A 19,632-nucleotide genomic window follows, 5' to 3' on the forward strand; every position below is an offset into this window, starting at 1 on the left:
TATTTACGTTGAAAGATCACAGTGCTGATTTTGATTTTAAAAATGACATTTCGAATGACCGCCAACAGCGGGAAAAGGACAAGTGCGAAACATTGAAGCTTGATCCTGAAATGAGAGTAGATACGCCGCCCAATGAAGCGCGCGATACCTCTGATAAACTCGGGACTACGATTGACGCAGAGACCGGCCCGATCGCGCGCAAAAAAGACCCGCCACCGCCAGCGCCACCCGGCGGCGGTGGTGGGGGTGGTCGATCATTCCATAAACGCATTCAACCCGAGGACTATGGCGCCAGTATGAAGCGCGGCATGGCAGCGGTTCGGCTCAATCTGATTTTCGTCTTCATTCTGACCTGTGCCACCAATTTATTAGTGCTGTCGATCCCGATTTATCTTTTCCAGATTTCTGACCGGGTGTTGACCAGCCGCTCTGTTGATACATTGATCATGCTGTCTGTGGTGATTGTGGGCGCGGTGATTTTGCAGTCCATTCTAGATGCGGTCCGGCGGTTCATGCTGATGCGCACCGCGGTCGAAGTTGCCGCCCAGCTGGGCGCACCAATCCTGAGTGCTGCGGCGCATGCCTCTTTGAATGGCAATGGTCGCGAATATCAAACTCTGGGTGATCTGCAGCAATTGCGTGGATTTCTAGTTTCAGGCACGTTGATCTCTTTTCTGGATGTGCCATTTGCACCGCTGTTTATGCTGGCCATTTATCTGGTGCATCCGGATCTGGGGATGATTGTACTCGCGACTGCCGGAGTGCTATTCGTGATCGCGATCATCAACCAAAAAGTCACTTCCAAACCGTTTGCAGTGGCCACAATGGCACAGTCCAAAGCTAACCTTCACCTGGATTCAATGTCACGCAACAGTCAGGTGATCAATGCAATGGCGATGATCCCCGAGGCGGTGTCAATCTGGGGGCGTGATACTGCAGCTTCACTGACTGCACAGGTTCGCGCGCAAGATCGCAATATTGTTTCGGCGGCAATCTCACGGGGTATCCGCTTGTTGACACAGGTGGGCCTATTGGGGTGGGGTGCATATCTGGCGATTCAGGGCGAAATCACTGGCGGTATGGTGATTGCTGCATCCATTATTGCGGGGCGTGCTTTAGCCCCGGTCGAGGGATCGATCGAGGGGTGGAACACCTTCCTACTAACCCGTGCGGCCTACGGCCGGATCAGAACATTGCTGAGCGGATCAAAGTTACAGTTCGAACGCCTGTGGTTGCCGAACCCAGAGGGGAGGTTGGATGTTGAACGTCTGCTCTATGTGCCGGGCGGCACCAAACAGGTTGTGTTGAATGGGCTGAGCTTTTCTCTACATCCCGGAGAGGCGCTGGCGGTGATTGGCAATTCGGGTGCTGGCAAAACAACGCTGGGAAAAATGTTGGTGGGCTCTATTCTGCCGACATCGGGCAATGTGCGGCTTGATCTGATGGATCTGCGCAACTGGGATCCGCGCCAGATGGGCGAAAACATCGGTTATTTGCCGCAAGATGTGCAGCTGTTTCCCGGCACTATCAAACAAAATATCGGGCGCATGCAGGAAGGCGCGACTGATGAGCAGATCCACCGCGCCGCTGTTTTGGCCGATGTGCATGACATGATTGCACAACTACCGCAGGGTTATGAAACCATGGTTGCCGCAGATGGGTCGCCTTTGTCAGGGGGGCAAAAGCAACGTATTGCACTGGCGCGGGCGTTCTTTGGTGATCCGCGATTTTTGGTACTTGATGAGCCGAACTCTAATCTGGATGTGGCTGGTGACAAGGCTCTTGCTAAGGCGATCGAGCATGCGCGCGCCAACAAGATCACTTCGGTGATTATCACGCAAAAACCGGCGCTGTTGAATGTGGTCGACAAGATCATGCTCTTGGCCAACGGCAACATCAGCCTGTTCGGCGAACGCACACAGGTCATGGCCAAGCTTGCCGAAGACCGAAATAGGCGGGCCGCAAGCCAATCCGTTCCGCCGCCAAATCCAAAAACGCCACCAAATTTGAAAGACGAGGGTCCGGAAAATGCCTGATGTACCACAAGCTCAAGTTGCTTCAGAATGGTATGCTGAAGTACCTCGCTCGATCTCACGCCATGCTTTTTTTGGCATTTCGCTTATGATCTTGGCCTTTGGCGGATTTGGGGTTTGGGCCTTTGGTGCGCCGCTGGCCGCAGCTGTGATTGCACAGGGTAGTTTCGTGGCCACGGGGCAGAACAAGATTGTGCAACACCTTGAGGGCGGGATCATCAAGGAAATCCTTGTCACTGAAGGCTCTACTGTCAGTGTAGGCGAGCCGATTGTTCGGCTGGATGAGACATTGGCCAAAGCCAGCAAACGCGAACTGTTCCTGCGCCAAGTCAGGCTGATGATCACCCAGCAGCGGCTGCTGTCGCAACACCGGTATCAAACTGAGATGGACCTGCCCGAGATTGTTACGCCTCTGATGGAGGATATTGAAATTGCATCAATCATAGACAGTCAACGCCTAGCGTTTGAGGTGGCTCGCTCGGGGCTGGGTAATGACGTCGCATTGGTTGAGCGTAACATCGATGCGCTGGGTGCTCGGCGGCGTGGGTATGTTGATCAGATGGGGACATTGCATGAGCAGATTGAATTGTTGGATGAGGAACTCAAATCCAAGAACGAATTGCTTGCCTCTGGTCTGACGCGACGCACAGAGCTGACCAACCTGAAGCGCGCTCGGCTTGAAGCACTGGGAAACATTGCCCGACTTCAGGCAGAAGTGGATGAAGTTGCTGAGATGAAAAGAAAATTCAACACTCAAATTCAAAAAGCCCATGATGAATACAGCCGCGCGGCTCTATCTGAATTGCAAGCGGTGCAATCAGAGCTGGAAGGTATTCGGGAACAAATGCGCAAGGCTGAAAACGTGCTGGAGCGAACCGATGTTCTGGCCCCGGTTTCAGGCACGGTTGTGCGTCTTTACTATCATACTGCCGGTGGCGTGATCGAAACCGGTCGCCCGATTGCCGAAATCCTGCCTGAGAACGCTCCGTTGATCATAGAGACGCTGGTTCCACGCAGCGATATTGATAGCGTGAAGGGGGGACAGATTGCGACCGTGCGGCTGGTTGCATTAAACCAGCGAACAACGCCCATATTGCATGGGACGGTTGAATATGTTTCGGCGGATGCCATTGTTGCAGATACATCTGACCAACCCACCGCGCGCGAGGTCTATGTCGTTCGGGTGTCCTTGTCTCCGGCTGAGCTGGCAAAAGTTTCGGGGGGGTTTTCCCCCAAACCGGGTATGCCAGTTGAAATCATGATCACAACCGAAGAACGTACTTTTGCTCAATACATCGCAAAGCCTGTGGTCGACAGCATGGCCCGTGCTTTTCGCGAACAGTAACCGCAAATCCCGTATAGAGGGCAATCGGGGGGGCGCGATTCATTGATGAACCGAGCGGTTATCTCGACGGTATGCGCATCTCGAGGCGGCGAAACAACAGGGCAATGATCCCGGCGATGACCATGTAAACTGCGGCAAGCAATAGGAGCGGCTCGTACACAATGAAAGTATCTGCACGTACCCGTGACGACACGGCGTAGATTTCGACCACAGTGATGGTTGCCACCAGCGGTGTTGCTTTGAGTTGCAGAATGGTTTCTCCACCCAGGGTTGGCAGGACGTTATGGATTGCTTGTGGCAACCAGATGCGGCGGAAAATAGTAAAACGTGGCATGCCGAAGGCCTTGGCCGATTCAAGCTGGCCTTTGTTGACGCCAGAGAATGCCCCGCGCATGACTTCTCCCTCGTAGCCGGCATAAGATAGGGATAAGGCCAGTACCGCATAGGGCCAAGCTTGCCGTAAGTAGGGCCAAAGTTCACTGCCGCGGATCCATGGGATTTGCGGAAACAAAGATCCCAAACCGTAATACAACAGCCAGATTTGCAACAACAACGGCGTGCCGCGAATGACGGTACAGAACACGCGAGCCGGAACCGAGAGATACCAAGGGCCTATTGCCTGAGCGAGGCCCAGTGGGATTGCTAGCAAAAATCCGATCACACAGGTGACAGCCATGATCCAGATCGTGCGCCACAACCCTTCGAGAGCCAGAGGCATGTAGGTTGGAAGCCAATCCCAACGTAGAGAGACCGCGCACCAGATCACAAAGGCGGAAAACAGCGCCATCAAAACAATTCTGTGGGGCTGCATCAAAGCACGTACAGTGATCATCGCGCACCCCCTTTCAGTGAGGGTTGCCCGCGTCGCGCCCATTTTTCGATCCGGGCGAACACAGCGCCGGAACATAATGTCACCATCAAATAGAGCGCACCTGCTGCGAGAAAGAAGGTGAAATAGGCGCGAGTACTGGAAGCGGCCTGACGAGTTTCCAAGGTGAGCTCGCTAAAGCCGACAATCGCCAACAGTGCAGTGTCTTTGGTGGCAATGAGCCACAGATTGGCCAGACCGGGGGTGGCAAATGACATCATTGCCGGAATCGTCACCCGGCGCATCAACATGAATGGCGGCATGCCAAAGGCGCGGGCAGCTTCGATCTGGCCTTGGGGAACCGCTTTGATCGCGCCACGCAACACTTCGGTGGCATAGGCACCTTGCACGATGCCCAGTACCCAAATGCCGGCGACAACACCGCTAATTTCAACCCGGCCGTATCCGAGTGCCTGTGATGCCTGATTGATCAGGTCCGAGCCGACATAGTAAAGAATCAGGATCAGTACCAGTTCGGGCACGGCCCGAATGACTGTGGTGTATATGGCGAGAAGATCACGTGTGACCACCCCGCCATAGAGTTTTCCGTAAGCTCCAAACAACCCGATCACCAAGCCAAAGCCAAAGGCGCCAAAGGCGATTTGCAAGGAATTAGCGAGGCCACGAAGAAGGTTTCCCCCCCAGCCCGGCGGGCTGAGAGATAGCAGTTCTGCGCTTTGGGCAAGACCGAGTGTTTCGAGAATGTATTCCACGATGCGGGCTTATTCGCTGTAGATACTGGCGTTGAAGTAACGCGAGGTGATCTCTTCGTGGGTGCCATCTGCCAAAATGGCAGCGATGCCTGCATTTAGGCTATCGCGCAGGGCATCATCACCTTTGCGGATCCCGGCGCCAACGCCGCGGCCCAGAATGGATTCGTCACTGGCAACGGCGCCTTTGATTTCGCAGCAGGCACCGGCATCTGTGCCGACAAAATCTGCCATCGCAATACTATCAGCCTGCGTGGCGTCAATTCGACCAGCGAACAGATCTTGGTTGGCTTCGTCTTGTGTTTGGTAAACGCGGATCTCAGCTGCATCTCCAAAATGGGCATTTGCATAGGCCTGGTGTGTGGTTGAAGCCTGAATGCCGATGATCTTACCCGCAAGGGATTCCGGCGTGGCTTCGATGTCCATCGATTTGTCTGCAACAATCACGGCAGGGGTGTTGTAGTAAGCATCGCTGAAATCGATAGTTTTTAGGCGTTCTTCGGTGATCGACATTGAGGCCATGATCGCATCGATCTGCTGGCCAGTCAGTGACGGGATAATCCCATCCCATGCTACTGGCGTGATCACACAATCCAGCTTGGCAGCTGCGCAGACGGCGTTGATTACTTCGATCTCCCAACCACCCCATTCGCCAGAAGCGTCAAGAGATGAAAACGGTGGATATGGCTCAGCCGCGATTCCGATCTTCACTTCTTCGGCCACGCCGGCGCCGGCGCTCAGCAAAGTGGTCGTCAGACCTGCGATCATCAGTTTCTTGAATGTCATTATTATTCTCCCTGTTATGGTTTGCTTGGTATGCCGTCAGCCGACGGATTTCAGAAATTGTTGAAGCCGGGCGGATTTAGGGTTTCCAAAAAGCTCGGCCGGGGGCCCTTGTTCTTCGATCCGTCCCTCAAAAAGGTAAACAACATGGGTTGCGACCTCTCGGGCAAATTTCATTTCGTGGGTGACCAGCAGCATTGTGCGCCCTTCAGCAGCCAGATCGCGGATCACGGTCAGCACTTCGCCAACCAATTCCGGGTCAAGGGCACTTGTTGGTTCATCAAACAACATCACGCTAGGATTGACCGCCAGCGCCCGTGCGATTGCTGCACGTTGCTGTTGCCCACCCGACAGGAATGAGGGGAAAGTATCGGCCTTGTCGGCCAATCCCACCCGATCCAGCAGTACCTTGGCGCGTTCAATGGCTTCTTCGCGTGGGATTTTCAGCACATAGATCGGTACTTCGATCACGTTTTCCAGCAATGTGCGGTGAGTCCAGAGGTTAAAGGACTGAAACACCATGCCAAGTTTGGTGCGGATGCGTTCAATCTGGCGACGGTCTGCGGGTGTGCCATCAGCGCGCATCTTAACCTCTTCGCCGTTGATAACGATCTGACCCGCGCTTGGGGTTTCAAGAAAGTTGATGCAACGCAGGCAGGTTGATTTGCCTGAGCCGCTGCCACCGATAATGGCAACAACATCGCCTTTGTGCGCGGTCAGTGAGACGCCTTTGAGTACCTCGAGCGCGCCGAAGGATTTATGCATATCGGTGATGCGAATGGCCTCGTCCTGAACGTTTGGCGCGGCACTGGTTTCAGCAGCGGATTCTGCAGTGTCCATCGTACTCCCCTCATTTTCTGGCTTGTAGTTATGCCGCGATTCCGTAATTATGCAAGTGTATAATTAGAAAAACTGGAATCCTTTGTGTCTGAAACCACTCCAAAATTCAGGCGAGAGCCCGCAGAGCTGCGCAAGGAAGCGCTGATTCAGGCGACGTTGTCCTTGATTTCAGAGCAGGGTGTGCGTGGCGCAACCGTGCGCGCTATTGCGGAGCGGGCTGAGGTGACGCAAGGTTTGATCCGGCATTACTTCAAGACCAAGGAAGACCTGATTCTTGCGGCCTATGAGACGCATATGAGTCACATGACCAATCAGACGTCAGAGTTGAGCGTGGGTGCGTATGCGACAGGCAAAGCCCGGCTAGCCGCGTTTGTGGTAGCGGGTCTGACGGCCCCGGTTGTAGATGCAAATTCGGTGTCCCTGTGGGCCAGTTTTCTAAACAAAGTGCGTGAAGATCCGCGCATGCAGGCCATTCACGAACAGACATATCATGATTTTCGTGACCGGCTGGAGGCTCTGATCTCAGAGGCGTTGGTCGAGGCACAGATCCCCGCCACGCCGCAGAAACTGCGCGGTCTGGCGATTGCCTGTAACGCGGTGATTGATGGGTTGTGGTTAGAAGGTGGTGCGTTACCCGGAGCGTTTGAACCGGGGGAGTTGCCCGAAATCGGCCTTGAGTCGGTGGGGGCTATCATCGGATTGGAATTGGCAACGACAGAGGGCCAGATATGAAACAGACAGCGATTACAAAACGGTTGGCGGGCCTGGGTGGCGCCAAGTGGGGGGTTTATCTGAAGGCCAAGGAACTTGTGGCCCAAGGGCAGGACATCGTTGAGATGACCATTGGTGAACCGGACGTGCCCGCTCCTAGCGAATTGATCGAAGCGGCAATTGGTTCACTGCACCGCGGACGCACCACTTATTCGAACGGACGAGGCGAGGCGGGGCTGCGTGCCGCTTTGGCTGAGCGGTATTCCAACCGCACAGGACAGAATATTGATGCGGATCAGGTCTTGTGTTTTCCGGGCACGCAGACCTCGCTTTATGCCGTGTTGATGGGCGTTGCCGAGGCCGGTTGCGAGGTTCTGGTTGGGGATCCGATGTATGCCACTTATGAAGGTGTTGTTCGCGCCAGTGGCGCCGATATGATGCCTGTGCCAATCCGGTCAGAAAACGGCTTTCGCATAAATGCCGAGGATATAGCAGCCCGGATCACAGCCAAAACATCAGCCATCTTGCTGACCACACCACATAATCCCACGGGGTCAATCCTGACTGAAGAAGATATCAAAGCTATTGGCGATCTGGCGATTGAACATGATCTGTGGATCGTCTCGGACGAGGTCTATGAAGAGCTGATCTTTGATGGGTCAGAGTTTTCCTCACCCCTGTCGCAGCCTGAGCTGGCCGACCGAGTCATTGTGGTGTCGTCCATTTCAAAATCCCACGCAGCTCCCGGCTTTCGCAGTGGTTGGTGTGTAGGCCCGCCAGACTTTGTTGAGGCTTTACTGCCTTTGTCCGAAACCATGTTGTTCGGTAATCAGCCGTTCATCGCGGATATGACAGAAAAGGCCATTCGCGATGGGTCATCTGTGGCACCGGGAATGGCGCAACGTTATGCGGCAAGGGCGCAGCGATTATATGAGCGTCTGGCGGAGGAGACCCAATTGCAGGTTCATCGGCCGCAGGCGGGCATGTTTGCCATGATCGATGTCTCAGCCACCGGCATGAACGGTGAGGATTATGCGCTGCACCTGTTGGAGCACGGCGAGGTCGCGGTGATGCCGGGGGCTTCTTTTGGGGAAACAATGGACAATTGGGTGCGGGTCGCTTTGACCGTTGATGAAGCAGCGTTTGCCACTGCTTGCGACCGGATCATCAAGCACGCCAAGCAACTGGAGCTCGAAAACGCATGACAAGTATCGGAGAGGCTCTGGTTTCCCAGCTGGTTGAACGTGATGTTGAAGTTGTCTTTGGCATCCCTGGTGTACACACGGTCGAGCTGTATCGTGGTTTGGCCACGTCAGGCATTCGCCATATCACACCCCGGCACGAACAGGGCGCAGGGTTCATGGCGGATGGGTATGCCCGGGTTTCGGGCAAGCCTGGTGTGGCTTTTGTTATCACTGGTCCGGGGCTGGCGAACACCCTGACGGCCATGGGGCAGGCGCGCGCCGACAGTGTGCCGATGCTGGTGGTTTCTGGGGTGAACACGCTGTCCAGTCTGGGCAAAGGTCTGGGCCATTTGCATGAACTTCCGGACCAACGCGCTATGGCGCAAACGGTGGCTTTGTTGTCGGAGCGGGTCGAGGCAGCAGAGGAGCTGACACCCGCACTTGACCGGGCATATGCGCCGTTCAGCACCGGCCGCCCTGGCCCGACACATATCGAGATCCCTCTGGATGTGGCGGGTTCAGAATACACCAGCGCGTCTGCAACGAGCGCAAAGCCTGCGGTCCATGTATGCGACTCGGATCAGATTGCTCAGGTCTGTGAAATGCTGGCCGGTGCTAAATCTGCGGTCATATTGGCCGGCGGCGGGGCCCGTTGGTCCGGGGTGCCGCTACAAAAGCTGGCCGAAACCTTGGGTGCACCTGTGGTGCAAACGGTAAACGCGCGTGGGGTGATGTTTGATCATCCCTTGGGCGTTCCTGCCAGTGCCAGTCTTAATGCCGTGCGTGCGCTGATCGAATCCGCCGATGTGGTTTTGGCAGTGGGAACTGAATTGGGCCAGACCGATTATGACATGTATGCCACCGGAAAGATGGCAGCGATGAAATCCTTGATCCGCATTGATCTTTGCCCTGATCAACTGGCCCGCTACGAGGCAGAGCTTGCAATCGTTGGCGAGGCTTCAGTTGCTCTCGACGCGATCAACGCTCAGCTTTCAGGCGCGACAGCAAACCATCACGGCCAAGATGTGGCTGCTAAAACGCGGCAAGAGGCCTACGAGGAAATTGGCCCTGAAATGCGTGCGCTGTGCGAAGTTCTGACCGCAATGCGCGAGGCGGTGCCAAACGCAATCTCCGTAGGCGATTCCGTCTATCCGATCTATGCGGGCAATCTCTATTATGACCACGACCGCCCGGCAGGTTGGTTCAACGCTGCCACTGGATTCGGGGCGCTTGGGTTCGGCATTCCGGCGGCAATTGGTGCGGCACTTGCAGAGCCTACGGCACCGGTGATCTGCATCGCGGGTGACGGGGGGGCACAATTCAGCCTGCCAGAGCTGATGTGCGCAGTGGATGAAAACCTGCCGATAACCTTCGTGATCTGGAACAACTTTGGCTATCAGGAGATTGCCACATCGATGCAGGCGGTTGGGGTTACGGTGCTGGGCTGTGATCCAACGCCACCAGATTTTGAACATGTGGCCGCGTCCTGTGGCATGCCGTTTTGGCGCATTGGAGCCGAGCCGGAAACTGTGGCCGCAACTCTCAAGATGGCGCAAGCCACCGACGGGCCGCGGCTGATTGAAATTCGTGCGCCAAATCAATCGCACAACGTATCCTGAGAAAGAACGTTCCATGACCGATCCAACCTTTGAATTTTCCCGCGCGATCACCCGCCGCCCAGCTGCTAGCATTACCGATGGTCTGCGTGCGGAACATATTGGCACACCCGATCTGGCCCAGATGCAGGCGGCACATGACCACTACGTTGCCACGCTCAAACAGACTTGCGCAGAGGTAATTGAACTGCCCCCACTGGAGGATTTTCCAGATGCGGTTTTTGTTGAGGATACAACGCTTTGCCTGCCGCAAGGTGCGGTGATGATGCGCCCTGGCGCCCCCAGCAGAATGGGCGAAGTGGCCCAGATGGAGCCCGCAATTCGCAAGGTCTATGACAATGTCCGCCAAATCAAAGGCCCTGGCCATATTGAGGGTGGCGATATTCTGGTTACGTGTCGTGAAATCCTTGTCGGGCGGTCAGATCGTACAGATGCTGAAGGCGTGGCAGAGCTGACCGCGATTGTTGCGGACTGGGGTCACTCTGTGCGTGAGGTGTTCACCCCTCCCGGCGTGCTGCATTTCAAAACCGACTGTTCGCTGCTGGACGGCGAGACAATCTTGTCGACCAAACGGCTTGATGCTTCGGGCTGTTTTGAAGGGTACCGCGTCCTGCATGTCGCTGACGGGGAAGAGGCCGCCGCCAATTCGATCCGGTTCAACCAGTTTGTTCTCAGCCCGGCGGGCTTTCCGCGCACGGCAGAAATGCTGCGCAAGAATGGCTATGAGGTCGTAGAAATCAGCAACACTGAATGTGCTAAGCTGGATGGTGGTATGTCCTGTTTGTCGCTGAGGTTCTGATAAGCTAATACTGTGGATGGATGCTTAGGCCTATTTTTCCGCCGCAACGTGGAGTTAGGGCAAGGCAGTGGTTACATCGCGTTCATATTCCTTAAATTAGCCCCAATCCGCATGTCTTGCTATTTGAGCGCGGAGTCCTCTAGCATGAGGGCGGGAGGAATGGGATGAACATACGCAGCGAGTTTATATTTGCGGGGCTGGTAAGTGTCACAAGTTTATTGTTGGTAGCCGCTCTGGTGAAACATGCCACGTCAGATACCGCACTTGTTGGAACTTACCAGATGGAGCGTCCGGAGCGTGATGATTTACCACCGACGCCAACATTGAATGAAGTTTCTTTGCTTGATTCGATCTGGGTTGCGGGCCTGCCATTCCCCGAAAAGATGACTGAAGATCAAAAATGCCTTGCCGAGGCGCTTTATTTTGAGGCGCGGGGTGAAACGGTGCGTGGTCAGATCGCTGTGGCTGAGGTCATTTTGAACCGGGCGGCGCATCCGGCGTTTCCAGATTCAGTTTGCGGCGTGATTTATCAGGGCAGCAAGAACAAGAATGCGTGCCAGTTCAGTTACGCTTGCGATGGCCTGCCTGAGGAGTATGCAGAAGCCGGTGCTTATGAGCGGGCGCAGCGTGTGGCTGCGTTTTTGCTGGAACATGGGGCTTGGGGCTTTACACGTGGTGCGATTTATTATCATGCACATTCGGTTTCGCCGGGCTGGGCCAAGAAGATGAAACCACTGGCCAATATCGGGAACCATTTGTTTCTTGGCCCGCATGAACAGCCCAAGGGCGAGAGCGAAGGTTGATGATTGCCGGCGCGCGCGATATGCGCGTGGGGCTACCGTAACACCCAGCAGACAGGAGGCCGCGCGTCATGGAGCAATTGAAAAAGGCTCTGATCGCGCAGTCATTGGCAGAGGGGTTTGACGCCTGCCGAATCTGTCGACCATGGGATGTACCGCAGGTGCCAGAGCGATTGGAGGCGTTTCTAAAGCAAGGCTATCACGGCCAAATGGGATGGCTGGAAGAGCGCAGCCATTGGCGTGAAAACCCGGCGGCGCTCTGGCCCGAGGCGCGGTCTGTGATCGTGTTGGGCGAAAGCTACACGCCGCAGGATGACCCGATGGCGACAATCTCGCAAACCGATGTCGGGACAATATCTGTTTATGCCCGGAACAAGGATTACCACGATCTGGTCAAGAAGCGCCTGAAACGGCTGGCGCGTTGGTTGATTGCCGAGGGGGGCGGTGATGTGAAGGTGTTTGTGGACACAGCCCCTGTGCCGGAAAAACCGTTGGGGCAAGCGGCGGGCTTGGGCTGGCAGGGCAAACACACCAATCTGGTCAGTCGCCAGTTGGGCAGTTGGTTCTTTATCGGGTCGGTTTTTACCACGCTGGAACTGGACACAGACGCGCCCGAGATTGATCACTGTGGGCGTTGTCGAGCCTGTCTTGATGCCTGTCCGACGAATGCTTTTCCCGCGCCTTATCAATTGGATGCACGGCGCTGCATTTCCTATCTGACGATTGAGCATAAAGGCCCGATAGATCCGGATCTGCGGGCCTTGATGGGCAACAGGATTTATGGTTGTGATGACTGTTTAGCGGCGTGCCCTTGGAACAAGTTTGCTGTTGAAGCGCGTGAGTTGCGCTATCACGCACGGGATGATCTGATCGCACCTGAGTTGGCAGAACTCGTGCAATTGGATGATGCGGCTTTTCGCGCAAAGTTTTCCGGCAGCCCGATTAAACGCATTGGGCGTGATAGATTCGTGCGCAATGTACTCTATGCCATTGGGAACTCAGGGTGTGCCGAATTGCAGCGATTTGCGCAGGATTTATGTGAAGACCCGGACGAAACTGTCGCGGATGCTGCGCGCTGGGCGGTTCTGCGACTGAAAAATGACGCAAAAGGGATGGAAAGCCTGTGAAAACTCGCTAAACCGCCTGTTGCGAACAGAATGAGGGAGCCGGTAAATGGCATTGCTGTTGGGTGTTGATACAGGTGGAACCTATACTGACGCGGTTTTGATCCGCGATGAGAAGGACGTCATCGCAAGTGCGAAATCCCTGACCACACGCCATGATTTGGCCGAAGGTATCGGCAAGGCGGTTGAGGCGGTTTTGTCAGAAAGCGGCGCAGATGTTTCCGACATCGGTATGGCGTCGTTGTCCACCACGCTGGCAACAAATGCGCTGGTTGAAGGGCAGGGCGGGCGTGTGGGGTTGGTCTACATCGGCTTTCGCGAACGTGATCTTGAGACCCACGGGTTGAGTGAGGCTTTGGCGGGGGATCCGGCTGTGGTGATTACAGGCGGTCACAACCACGCAGGCGGCGAGGCGAATGCCTTGGATAAAGAGACGCTGGCTGCTTGGCTGGCCTCTGATCATGGCGCTTCGGCCTTTGCAGTCGCCGCGCAGTTTGGCACGCGCAATCCGGCGCATGAACTGGCGGCGGCGGAGATGATCCGCGATATTACTGGTCGACCTGTGTCTTGTTCTCATCAGCTTTCGGCAAAATTGAACGGGCCCAAACGCGCCCTGACGGCCGTATTGAATGCGCGGTTGATCGGGATGATTGCCAAGCTGATCGAAAAAGCTGAAGGCAAGTTGGTCGAGTTAGGTATTGAGGCACCATTAATGGTGGTGCGTGGTGATGGCGCGCTGATCTCAGCCGAGCAGGCGCGTGAACGTCCCATTGAGACTATTTTGAGTGGCCCAGCGGCCAGTATTGTTGGTGCAAGCTGGATGACGGGCGCAGATTTTGCACTGGTCTCGGACATAGGTGGCACCACAACTGACGTGGCTGTCTTGCGCGATGGTCGCCCGGCGATTGACCCGGCAGGCGCACGTGTCGGCCCGTGGCGGACCATGGTCGAGGCAGTAGCAATGCGGACCACCGGCCTTGGCGGCGACAGTGAAGTGCATGTCAATGATGAGGGCCTGAAGGGGGGCGTTTCACTCGGCCCACGCCGGGTTTTGCCGGTCAGCCTGATTGCACAGGAAGCGCCCGAGATTGTGCATGCGGTTCTAGACGAGCAATTGCGCAGCACGTCGCCCGGAGAATATGATACAAAGTTCGTTCGCGCCGTGCCGGGGATCGAGGCCGGTGGCTTGCAGGACCGTGATTTGACGGTGTTGGAACGTATCGGAACGGGGGTGCATCCAGTCGCCAAAATCCTGAAAACTCGGATGGAAAGTCAGGCCCTCAAACGGTTGGTGAAACGGGGGCTGGTACAGGTTTCTGGCGTGACACCGTCGGATGCGAGCCATGTTCTAGGGTGTTTAGACAGCTGGGATCGCGATGCAGCACTAAAGGCGATGGAACTTATCGGCCGCAAACGAACCGGCTCGGGCAATATGTTGAATCCTAATCCTGAGAAGATGGCACAGATGATCATTGATCAGCTGACACACCAGACTTCGCTGGCTCTACTGGAAGCTGGATTTGATGAAGAGGACGAAGGTTTCGGCCTGCCACCAGCTGATCTGGCGAGGCATGTGTTGATGCAACGCGGTTTGGCGACGCACAAAGGGTTGGTTCGCATCGATACGGGTATCAACGTGCCAGTGATTGGTCTTGGGGCCTCGGCCGCCAGCTATTACCCTGCGGTAGGTGAGCGGGTCGGCTGCGAGATGATCTTGCCAGAACATGCGGGCGTGGCCAATGCAATTGGTGCGGTCGTTGGTCGGGTAACGATCCGGCGCAGTGGCACCGTGACCAGCCCGGCAGAGGGACGGTTCCGGGTGCATCTGGACACCGGACCAGAGGATTACGCCGAGGCTGAAAAAGCCATGGCCGCCTTGGAAAGCACCCTGACGGCCGAGGCGCGACGTGAAGCGGATGCTGCCGGAGCAGAGGATATCACCGTCTCAACCCACCGCGATTTGCGCACCGCCGAAGCTGAGGCGCGCGAGGTATTCCTTGAGGCGGAGATCACGGTAGAGGCCAGCGGTCGCCCAAGGATAGCGGCTTAAAGTGAGATCAACCAATCCCTTACTTGTTTGGCCTGCGAGCTAAGCGGTACGGTCGAGGACCACACAAGATAAAACCCCGCACCTGTGCTCCATGACCATTCATCGCGGGAGGCCAGCAAGCCTTGTGCAACAAGGTTTTGGGTGGTGTGATGCCAACCAAGGGCAAATCCTTCGCCCGCCATTGTTGCCTGCAAAACCAGTGCGTAATCGTTCAGGCGCAAGCCGGAGCGTGGCTCGGACACGGGCAGGTTCCAGTGGGTGAAGAATGCAGCCCAGTCGGGGCGAACGCGCACAGGTTCCTCAAGGTGGATCAGCGGTTGGTTGATCAGATTGGCGATGTTCTTGAGGTTCACCGCTGCAGCCATCACCCGGGTTGAGGCGATGGGCGATATTACCTCAGGTGCGATCAGGGCACAGTCACAGCCATCCCAGTTGCCATAGCCCCGGCGGATGGCCAAGCTGATGCCTTCAGCCCCGATGTCAGGTTCCCGGTCTGAGGTTTGCAGCCGCAGGTCGACACCAGGGTGGGCGGTATGAAATTGCGTGAGCTTTGGCACCATCCAGTAGTGCGCAAATGCGGTTGAAGCGGACAGCGTGACATGTTCTTGCGCATTGCGCTGGCTGAGCATCTGGGCGGTTTGATGGATCCGATCAAACGACGCCGCGACATCCGTGAAAAGCCGCTCGCCGGATGGTGTCAGCTTGACCGATTTATGGGCACGGGTGAACAAGGGCACACCAAGAGCGATTTCTAACTGTTTGATTGCAGCGGAAACAGCCGGTTGCTGAACATTCAACTCTTGTGCCGCACGGGTAAAGGACCCGGTGCGGGCTGCAGCCTCGAACACCAGAAGATGACGAGGAGACGAGACAAGTTTCCAAAGCTTTTGCATAAGCACAACTTATCCAAGACCATGATATTTACAAGGATCACAGGTTTAAAAGTTTGCAATAGATTGTTTCCAAGGCATGGGAGAATTGCAATGGCACGACGCGCAAGAAGCAGACGGAATTCTGGTGAAGAGGAGGCTGTGGCCCCGGCGTCACCTTATATTCAGCGGAATTTGCCGTTTTATGATGTTCTGGATGAGGAAACTGTAATCAAGCTGGAAGCTCAGGTTGATTGGATCATGCAAGATGTTGGTATTGCCTTTCGCGATGATCCCGAGGCGCTTCGGGTCTGGAAAGACGCCGGTGCAAAAGTCGAAGGCGACATTGTCAAAGCGCCCGCGGACTGGATTCGTAGCCTTTGCGCCAAAGCACCACGTGAATTTACCCAAGTGGCGCGTAACCCCGACCGCAACGTGGTGATTGGCGGTAACAATCAGGTTTTTGCCCCGATCTACGGCGCTCCATTTGTACGCGATGTCGAGGGTGGCCGTCGTTATGGTGACATGGACAGTTTTGAGAATCTGGTGAAGCTGGCTTATATGCACCCCAATTTGCATCACACCGGTTTGGTGATTTGTGAGCCCTGTGATGTGCCAGTTAGCCACCGTCATCTTGATATGGTTTACACCCATATGATCCACAGCGACAAACCGCATTTGGGCGCTATTACAGAGATGAGCCGTGCGCAGGATAGCGTTGATATGGCTGAGATCCTGCATGGCAAGGACGTGATGGACGAGCATTGCGTCATCATGGGTAATGTGAACACCAACTCTCCGCTGTTGGTCGACCGTGTGGTGACCGAGGCGATCCGAGTCTATTGTGGACGTGGGCAGGGGATCGTTGTGGTGCCCTTTATCTTGTCGGGTGCAATGGGGCCGGTGTCGACCGCCGCGAGTGTCACACAGGCGATGGCCGAGGCGATGATGTGCTGTGCCTTTGCGCAAATCGTGCGCCCGGGCGCGCCGTTTATCTTGGGTAATTTCCTCAGCTCGATGAGCCTCAAGTCTGGCGCGCCAACCTTCGGCATGCCCGAGCCGGTGATTTCGAACTACGCCATTGGCCAGATGGCGCGCCGTGCGGGTTTGCCTCTGCGGTGTGGTGGATCACTGACCGCCAGCAAGATCGAGGATGCGCAGGCAGCTTACGAAAGTGCGGATTCGATGCATTCCACCATGCTGGCAGGTGCGAACTTTGTGCTGCATGCCGCGGGCTGGATGGAAGGGGGGCTATGCACCGGATTTGAAAAACTGATCATGGATGCCGACCGTCTGGGCAGTTATCAGAAAGTTCTGGGGCAAGGCTTGGATACCTCGGATGAGGCATTGGCACGCGATGCTTACGAAGAGGTTGAGCCGGGAGGCCACTTCCTCGGGTCCGCACATACCATGCGTAATTACACCACTGCATTCTATGAGCCCGCGCTGAGCGACAGCGAGAATGTCGAAAGCTGGGAAGAGGGCGGATCTAAGGATATGCGCCAGCGGGCCTATGAGCGCTGGAACGATATGCTGAAGCGCTATGAACAGCCCGAGATTGACGCTGCCATAGATGAAGAATTGCGCGAGTATATTGCCCGTCGCAAATCAGAAATTCCTGAGGCATGGTACTAAGATCTAATTGGGACCATGGGAGGATACATCATGCGTGCATCAGACAGATTTGATCAAGACATCGCCGGGCGGCTGGATGGGCTACAGCGCGACGGGCTGTACAAGACCGAGCGGGTGATCAGCAGCAAACAGGCGGGGCAGGTGGCGCTGGCGTCCGGTGATCATGTGATCAACCTTTGCGCCAACAACTATCTGGGGCTGGCCGATAACGAGGAGATCATTCAAGCTGGTCGCGATGCGTTGGATCGATATGGATACGGCATGGCCTCGGTCCGGTTTATCTGCGGTACGCAAGAAGAGCATATCGCACTGGAAAAGCGCATTGCCGGCTTTCTTGGGATGGAAGATTGCATTCTGTATTCCAGTTGCTTTGATGCCAACACCGGGTTGTTTGAAACCATTCTGGGCCCGGATGATGCGATCATCTCAGATGCGTTGAACCATGCAAGTATCATTGACGGCGTACGTTTGTGTAAGGCGCAGCGGCTGCGCTATGCCAACTCTGACATGGCTGATCTGGAACGGTGCTTGCAAGAAGCCTCTGATGCAAAACATCGCCTGATTGCGACGGATGGTATCTTCTCGATGGATGGCTACTTCGCCAAGTTGGCGGAGGTTTGTGATCTTGCGGAAAAATATGATGCCATGGTGATGGTCGATGATAGCCACGCTGTTGGGTTTGTCGGCCCCAACGGGCGTGGCACGCCAGAGCATTGTGGCGTGATGGACCGGGTGGATATCATCACAGGCACTTTGGGTAAGGCTCTGGGTGGCGCCTCAGGAGGGTATACTGCTGCCTCGGCTAAAGTGGTGGATTGGCTGCGCCAACGGTCGCGCCCCTATCTCTTTTCCAACACATTAGCGCCGGTGATTGCAGCGGCGTCATTGAAGGTGTTCGACATATTGGAGGACGGCGATACCCTGCGGGCGCGTTTGTGGGAGAATGCGACTTATTTCCGTGAACGGATGGGTGCGTTGGGCTTTGAGCTGTTACCAGGCGAACATGCAATTATTCCCGTGATGTTGCGTGATCCAAAACTGGCACAGGAAATGGCTGCCAAACTGAATGAGCGCGGCGTTTATGTCACCGCATTCAGCTTTCCGGTAGTGCCAAAAGACCAAGATCGCATCCGCACGCAGATGAGCGCGGCACTGACCCGCGATATGCTGGATCAAGCGATAGACGCATTTGAGGCGGTGGGGCGCGAGCTCGGGGTGATCAAATGACCAATCAGATGAAAGCCCTTGTCAAATCCCGACCTGAGCCGGGGCTTTGGATGGAATATGTTCCGGTGCCTGAACCGGGGCCAAGTGATGTGCTGATCAAAGTCAAGAAATCTGCGATCTGCGGCACCGATGTGCATATCTGGAACTGGGATGAGTGGGCCCAGAAAACGGTTCCGGTGCCATTGGTGACAGGGCATGAATTTTGCGGTGAAATTGTTGATATTGGTGCGGCCGTTAATGGGTTTGCAATTGGGCAACGTGTATCGGGCGAAGGTCACGTCATCTGTGGCCATTGCCGCAACTGTCGTGCGGGTAAGGGCCATCTGTGCCGCAATACCGAAGGGGTCGGGGTCACCCGTGCGGGCAGCTTTGCAGAATACCTGTGCCTGCCACAAAGCAACGTGGTGCCGATACCGGAAGACATCTCAGATGAAATTGCGTCGATCTTTGATCCGTTAGGGAATGCTGTGCATACGGCGTTGTCATTTGATCTGGTGGGCGAGGATGTCGCCGTTACTGGGGCTGGCCCGATCGGGATCATGGGGGCGATGATCGCCAAACAGGTGGGCGCCCGCAAGGTTGTGATCACTGATATCAACCCCGGACGATTGGAACTGGCACAGAAAATGGGTGTCGAACACACTGTTCGGGCCGATCAGGAATCACTTCGCGATATCATGCCGCGTATCGGCATGACCGAAGGCTTTGACGTTGGTTTGGAGATGTCCGGTGCGGCCCCGGCGTTCCGCGATATGATTTCTGCGATGAACAACGGGGGGCGTATTGCCTTGTTGGGCATTCCACCAGCCAGTTTTGACATTGACTGGAACAAGGTCATTTTCAAGATGCTGCATATCAAAGGTATCTATGGCCGGGAAATCTTTGAAACTTGGTACAAGATGATCGCGTTGGTGCAGGGGGGCTTGGATGTTTCTGGCCTCATTACACACCGCATTGGCATCGATGATTTTGTAACGGGCTTTGAGGCCATGCGAGATGGCTCTGCCTGCAAAGTTGTTATGGATTGGGAGAGTTGAA

Annotated in this window: 17 protein-coding genes; 12 read left to right on the forward strand and 5 right to left on the reverse strand. The window is 55.5% G+C overall.

The features are described from left to right. Window positions 1-8 precede the first annotated feature (8 nt). Together D9A02_RS04405 and D9A02_RS04410 are read left to right on the forward strand one after the other, a co-directional pair. Complete coding sequence (locus D9A02_RS04405; RefSeq protein WP_254054544.1) at window positions 9-2,036, forward strand: type I secretion system permease/ATPase; 2,028 nt, start codon at window positions 9-11, stop codon at window positions 2,034-2,036. Continuing rightward, the gene (locus D9A02_RS04410; RefSeq protein WP_120499749.1) at window positions 2,029-3,378 is read left to right on the forward strand and encodes an HlyD family type I secretion periplasmic adaptor subunit; all 1,350 of its coding nucleotides are present in this window, start codon (window positions 2,029-2,031) and stop codon (window positions 3,376-3,378) included. Before D9A02_RS04405 ends, D9A02_RS04410 begins: the two co-directional genes overlap by 8 nt. A gap of 58 nt (window positions 3,379-3,436) precedes the next feature. On the opposite strand, the gene D9A02_RS04415 is transcribed toward D9A02_RS04410, so the two are convergent. From D9A02_RS04415 to D9A02_RS04430, 4 genes are read right to left on the reverse strand one after another with little or no spacing between them, the layout of a single operon-like run. Beyond that, window positions 3,437-4,210 carry an ABC transporter permease gene (locus D9A02_RS04415; protein WP_120499750.1) on the reverse strand — a complete coding sequence of 258 codons (774 nt, stop codon included), beginning with the start codon at window positions 4,208-4,210 and terminating at the stop codon, window positions 3,437-3,439. Next, on the reverse strand, window positions 4,207-4,959 hold the full coding sequence (locus tag D9A02_RS04420) for an ABC transporter permease (protein ID WP_120499751.1): 753 nt from the start codon (window positions 4,957-4,959) through the stop codon (window positions 4,207-4,209). Before D9A02_RS04420 ends, D9A02_RS04415 begins: the two co-directional genes overlap by 4 nt. 9 nt (window positions 4,960-4,968) lie before the next feature. Then, window positions 4,969-5,742, reverse strand: coding sequence for a transporter substrate-binding domain-containing protein (locus tag D9A02_RS04425; RefSeq protein ID WP_120499752.1), 774 nt, complete (start codon window positions 5,740-5,742; stop codon window positions 4,969-4,971). Between the two features lie 36 nt (window positions 5,743-5,778). Then, window positions 5,779-6,579, reverse strand: a complete 801-nt coding sequence (locus D9A02_RS04430; protein WP_120499753.1) for an ABC transporter ATP-binding protein — start codon at window positions 6,577-6,579, stop codon at window positions 5,779-5,781. A gap of 84 nt (window positions 6,580-6,663) precedes the next feature. On the opposite strand from D9A02_RS04430, the gene D9A02_RS04435 reads away from it, so the two are divergent. The 7 genes from D9A02_RS04435 to D9A02_RS04465 all read left to right on the forward strand — a co-directional run bounded on the left by D9A02_RS04435 (window position 6,664) and on the right by D9A02_RS04465 (window position 14,863). Then, a complete protein-coding gene (locus D9A02_RS04435) occupies window positions 6,664-7,311 on the forward strand; it encodes a TetR/AcrR family transcriptional regulator (RefSeq protein ID WP_120499754.1) in 648 nt (215 codons plus the stop codon). Beyond that, entirely contained in the window at window positions 7,308-8,495 is a 1,188-nt protein-coding gene (locus tag D9A02_RS04440; RefSeq protein ID WP_120499755.1) for a pyridoxal phosphate-dependent aminotransferase, read from the forward strand. The genes D9A02_RS04435 and D9A02_RS04440 overlap by 4 nt, the downstream gene beginning before the upstream one ends. Further along, window positions 8,492-10,093, forward strand: coding sequence for a 5-guanidino-2-oxopentanoate decarboxylase (locus D9A02_RS04445; RefSeq protein WP_120499756.1), 1,602 nt, complete (start codon window positions 8,492-8,494; stop codon window positions 10,091-10,093). Before D9A02_RS04440 ends, D9A02_RS04445 begins: the two co-directional genes overlap by 4 nt. Window positions 10,094-10,106: 13 nt before the next feature. Then, entirely contained in the window at window positions 10,107-10,889 is a 783-nt protein-coding gene (locus D9A02_RS04450; protein WP_120499757.1) for a dimethylarginine dimethylaminohydrolase family protein, read from the forward strand. A 164-nt stretch (window positions 10,890-11,053) separates the two neighbouring features. Further along, window positions 11,054-11,692 carry a cell wall hydrolase gene (locus D9A02_RS04455; protein WP_120499758.1) on the forward strand — a complete coding sequence of 213 codons (639 nt, stop codon included), beginning with the start codon at window positions 11,054-11,056 and terminating at the stop codon, window positions 11,690-11,692. A 68-nt stretch (window positions 11,693-11,760) separates the two neighbouring features. Continuing rightward, a complete protein-coding gene (gene queG, locus D9A02_RS04460; RefSeq protein ID WP_120499759.1) occupies window positions 11,761-12,816 on the forward strand; it encodes a tRNA epoxyqueuosine(34) reductase QueG in 1,056 nt (351 codons plus the stop codon). Window positions 12,817-12,862: 46 nt separating this feature from the next. Continuing rightward, complete coding sequence (locus D9A02_RS04465; protein ID WP_120499760.1) at window positions 12,863-14,863, forward strand: hydantoinase/oxoprolinase N-terminal domain-containing protein; 2,001 nt, start codon at window positions 12,863-12,865, stop codon at window positions 14,861-14,863. On the opposite strand, the gene D9A02_RS04470 is transcribed toward D9A02_RS04465, so the two are convergent. Next, window positions 14,860-15,756 carry a LysR substrate-binding domain-containing protein gene (locus tag D9A02_RS04470; protein ID WP_120499761.1) on the reverse strand — a complete coding sequence of 299 codons (897 nt, stop codon included), beginning with the start codon at window positions 15,754-15,756 and terminating at the stop codon, window positions 14,860-14,862. The genes D9A02_RS04465 and D9A02_RS04470 overlap by 4 nt on opposite strands. A 90-nt stretch (window positions 15,757-15,846) precedes the next feature. Here D9A02_RS04470 and D9A02_RS04475 point away from each other — a divergent pair, with 90 nt between their 5' ends. The 3 genes from D9A02_RS04475 to tdh are packed head-to-tail and all read left to right on the forward strand — an operon-like array spanning window position 15,847 to window position 19,631. Then, window positions 15,847-17,367: a trimethylamine methyltransferase family protein gene (locus D9A02_RS04475; RefSeq protein ID WP_120499762.1), complete on the forward strand. Its 1,521-nt coding sequence runs from the start codon at window positions 15,847-15,849 to the stop codon at window positions 17,365-17,367. 30 nt (window positions 17,368-17,397) lie between these two features. Then, window positions 17,398-18,594: a glycine C-acetyltransferase gene (locus tag D9A02_RS04480; RefSeq protein WP_120499763.1), complete on the forward strand. Its 1,197-nt coding sequence runs from the start codon at window positions 17,398-17,400 to the stop codon at window positions 18,592-18,594. A gap of 8 nt (window positions 18,595-18,602) precedes the next feature. Beyond that, window positions 18,603-19,631 (forward strand): L-threonine 3-dehydrogenase, encoded by a 1,029-nt coding sequence (tdh, locus tag D9A02_RS04485; protein WP_367946743.1) that lies wholly within the window; start codon window positions 18,603-18,605, stop codon window positions 19,629-19,631. The last annotated feature ends 1 nt before the right edge of the window (window position 19,632 follow it).

Origin of the sequence: Roseovarius sp. EL26 (assembly GCF_900327775.1) — a bacterium.
GTDB lineage: Bacteria > Pseudomonadota > Alphaproteobacteria > Rhodobacterales > Rhodobacteraceae > Roseovarius.

What these genes read in the sequence shown, in the direction of transcription:
- D9A02_RS04410 (WP_120499749.1), top strand. Translation starts at nt 2,029, where the DNA reads ATGCCTGATGTACCACAAGCTCAAGTTGCTTCAGAATGGTATGCTGAA.
- D9A02_RS04415 (WP_120499750.1), bottom strand. Translation starts at nt 4,210, where the DNA reads ATGATCACTGTACGTGCTTTGATGCAGCCCCACAGAATTGTTTTGATG.
- D9A02_RS04425 (WP_120499752.1), bottom strand. Translation starts at nt 5,742, where the DNA reads ATGACATTCAAGAAACTGATGATCGCAGGTCTGACGACCACTTTGCTG.
- D9A02_RS04430 (WP_120499753.1), bottom strand. Translation starts at nt 6,579, where the DNA reads ATGGACACTGCAGAATCCGCTGCTGAAACCAGTGCCGCGCCAAACGTT.
- D9A02_RS04440 (WP_120499755.1), top strand. Translation starts at nt 7,308, where the DNA reads ATGAAACAGACAGCGATTACAAAACGGTTGGCGGGCCTGGGTGGCGCC.
- D9A02_RS04445 (WP_120499756.1), top strand. Translation starts at nt 8,492, where the DNA reads ATGACAAGTATCGGAGAGGCTCTGGTTTCCCAGCTGGTTGAACGTGAT.
- D9A02_RS04450 (WP_120499757.1), top strand. Translation starts at nt 10,107, where the DNA reads ATGACCGATCCAACCTTTGAATTTTCCCGCGCGATCACCCGCCGCCCA.
- D9A02_RS04455 (WP_120499758.1), top strand. Translation starts at nt 11,054, where the DNA reads ATGAACATACGCAGCGAGTTTATATTTGCGGGGCTGGTAAGTGTCACA.
- queG (WP_120499759.1), top strand. Translation starts at nt 11,761, where the DNA reads ATGGAGCAATTGAAAAAGGCTCTGATCGCGCAGTCATTGGCAGAGGGG.
- D9A02_RS04465 (WP_120499760.1), top strand. Translation starts at nt 12,863, where the DNA reads ATGGCATTGCTGTTGGGTGTTGATACAGGTGGAACCTATACTGACGCG.
- D9A02_RS04470 (WP_120499761.1), bottom strand. Translation starts at nt 15,756, where the DNA reads ATGCAAAAGCTTTGGAAACTTGTCTCGTCTCCTCGTCATCTTCTGGTG.
- D9A02_RS04475 (WP_120499762.1), top strand. Translation starts at nt 15,847, where the DNA reads ATGGCACGACGCGCAAGAAGCAGACGGAATTCTGGTGAAGAGGAGGCT.
- D9A02_RS04480 (WP_120499763.1), top strand. Translation starts at nt 17,398, where the DNA reads ATGCGTGCATCAGACAGATTTGATCAAGACATCGCCGGGCGGCTGGAT.
- tdh (WP_367946743.1), top strand. Translation starts at nt 18,603, where the DNA reads ATGAAAGCCCTTGTCAAATCCCGACCTGAGCCGGGGCTTTGGATGGAA.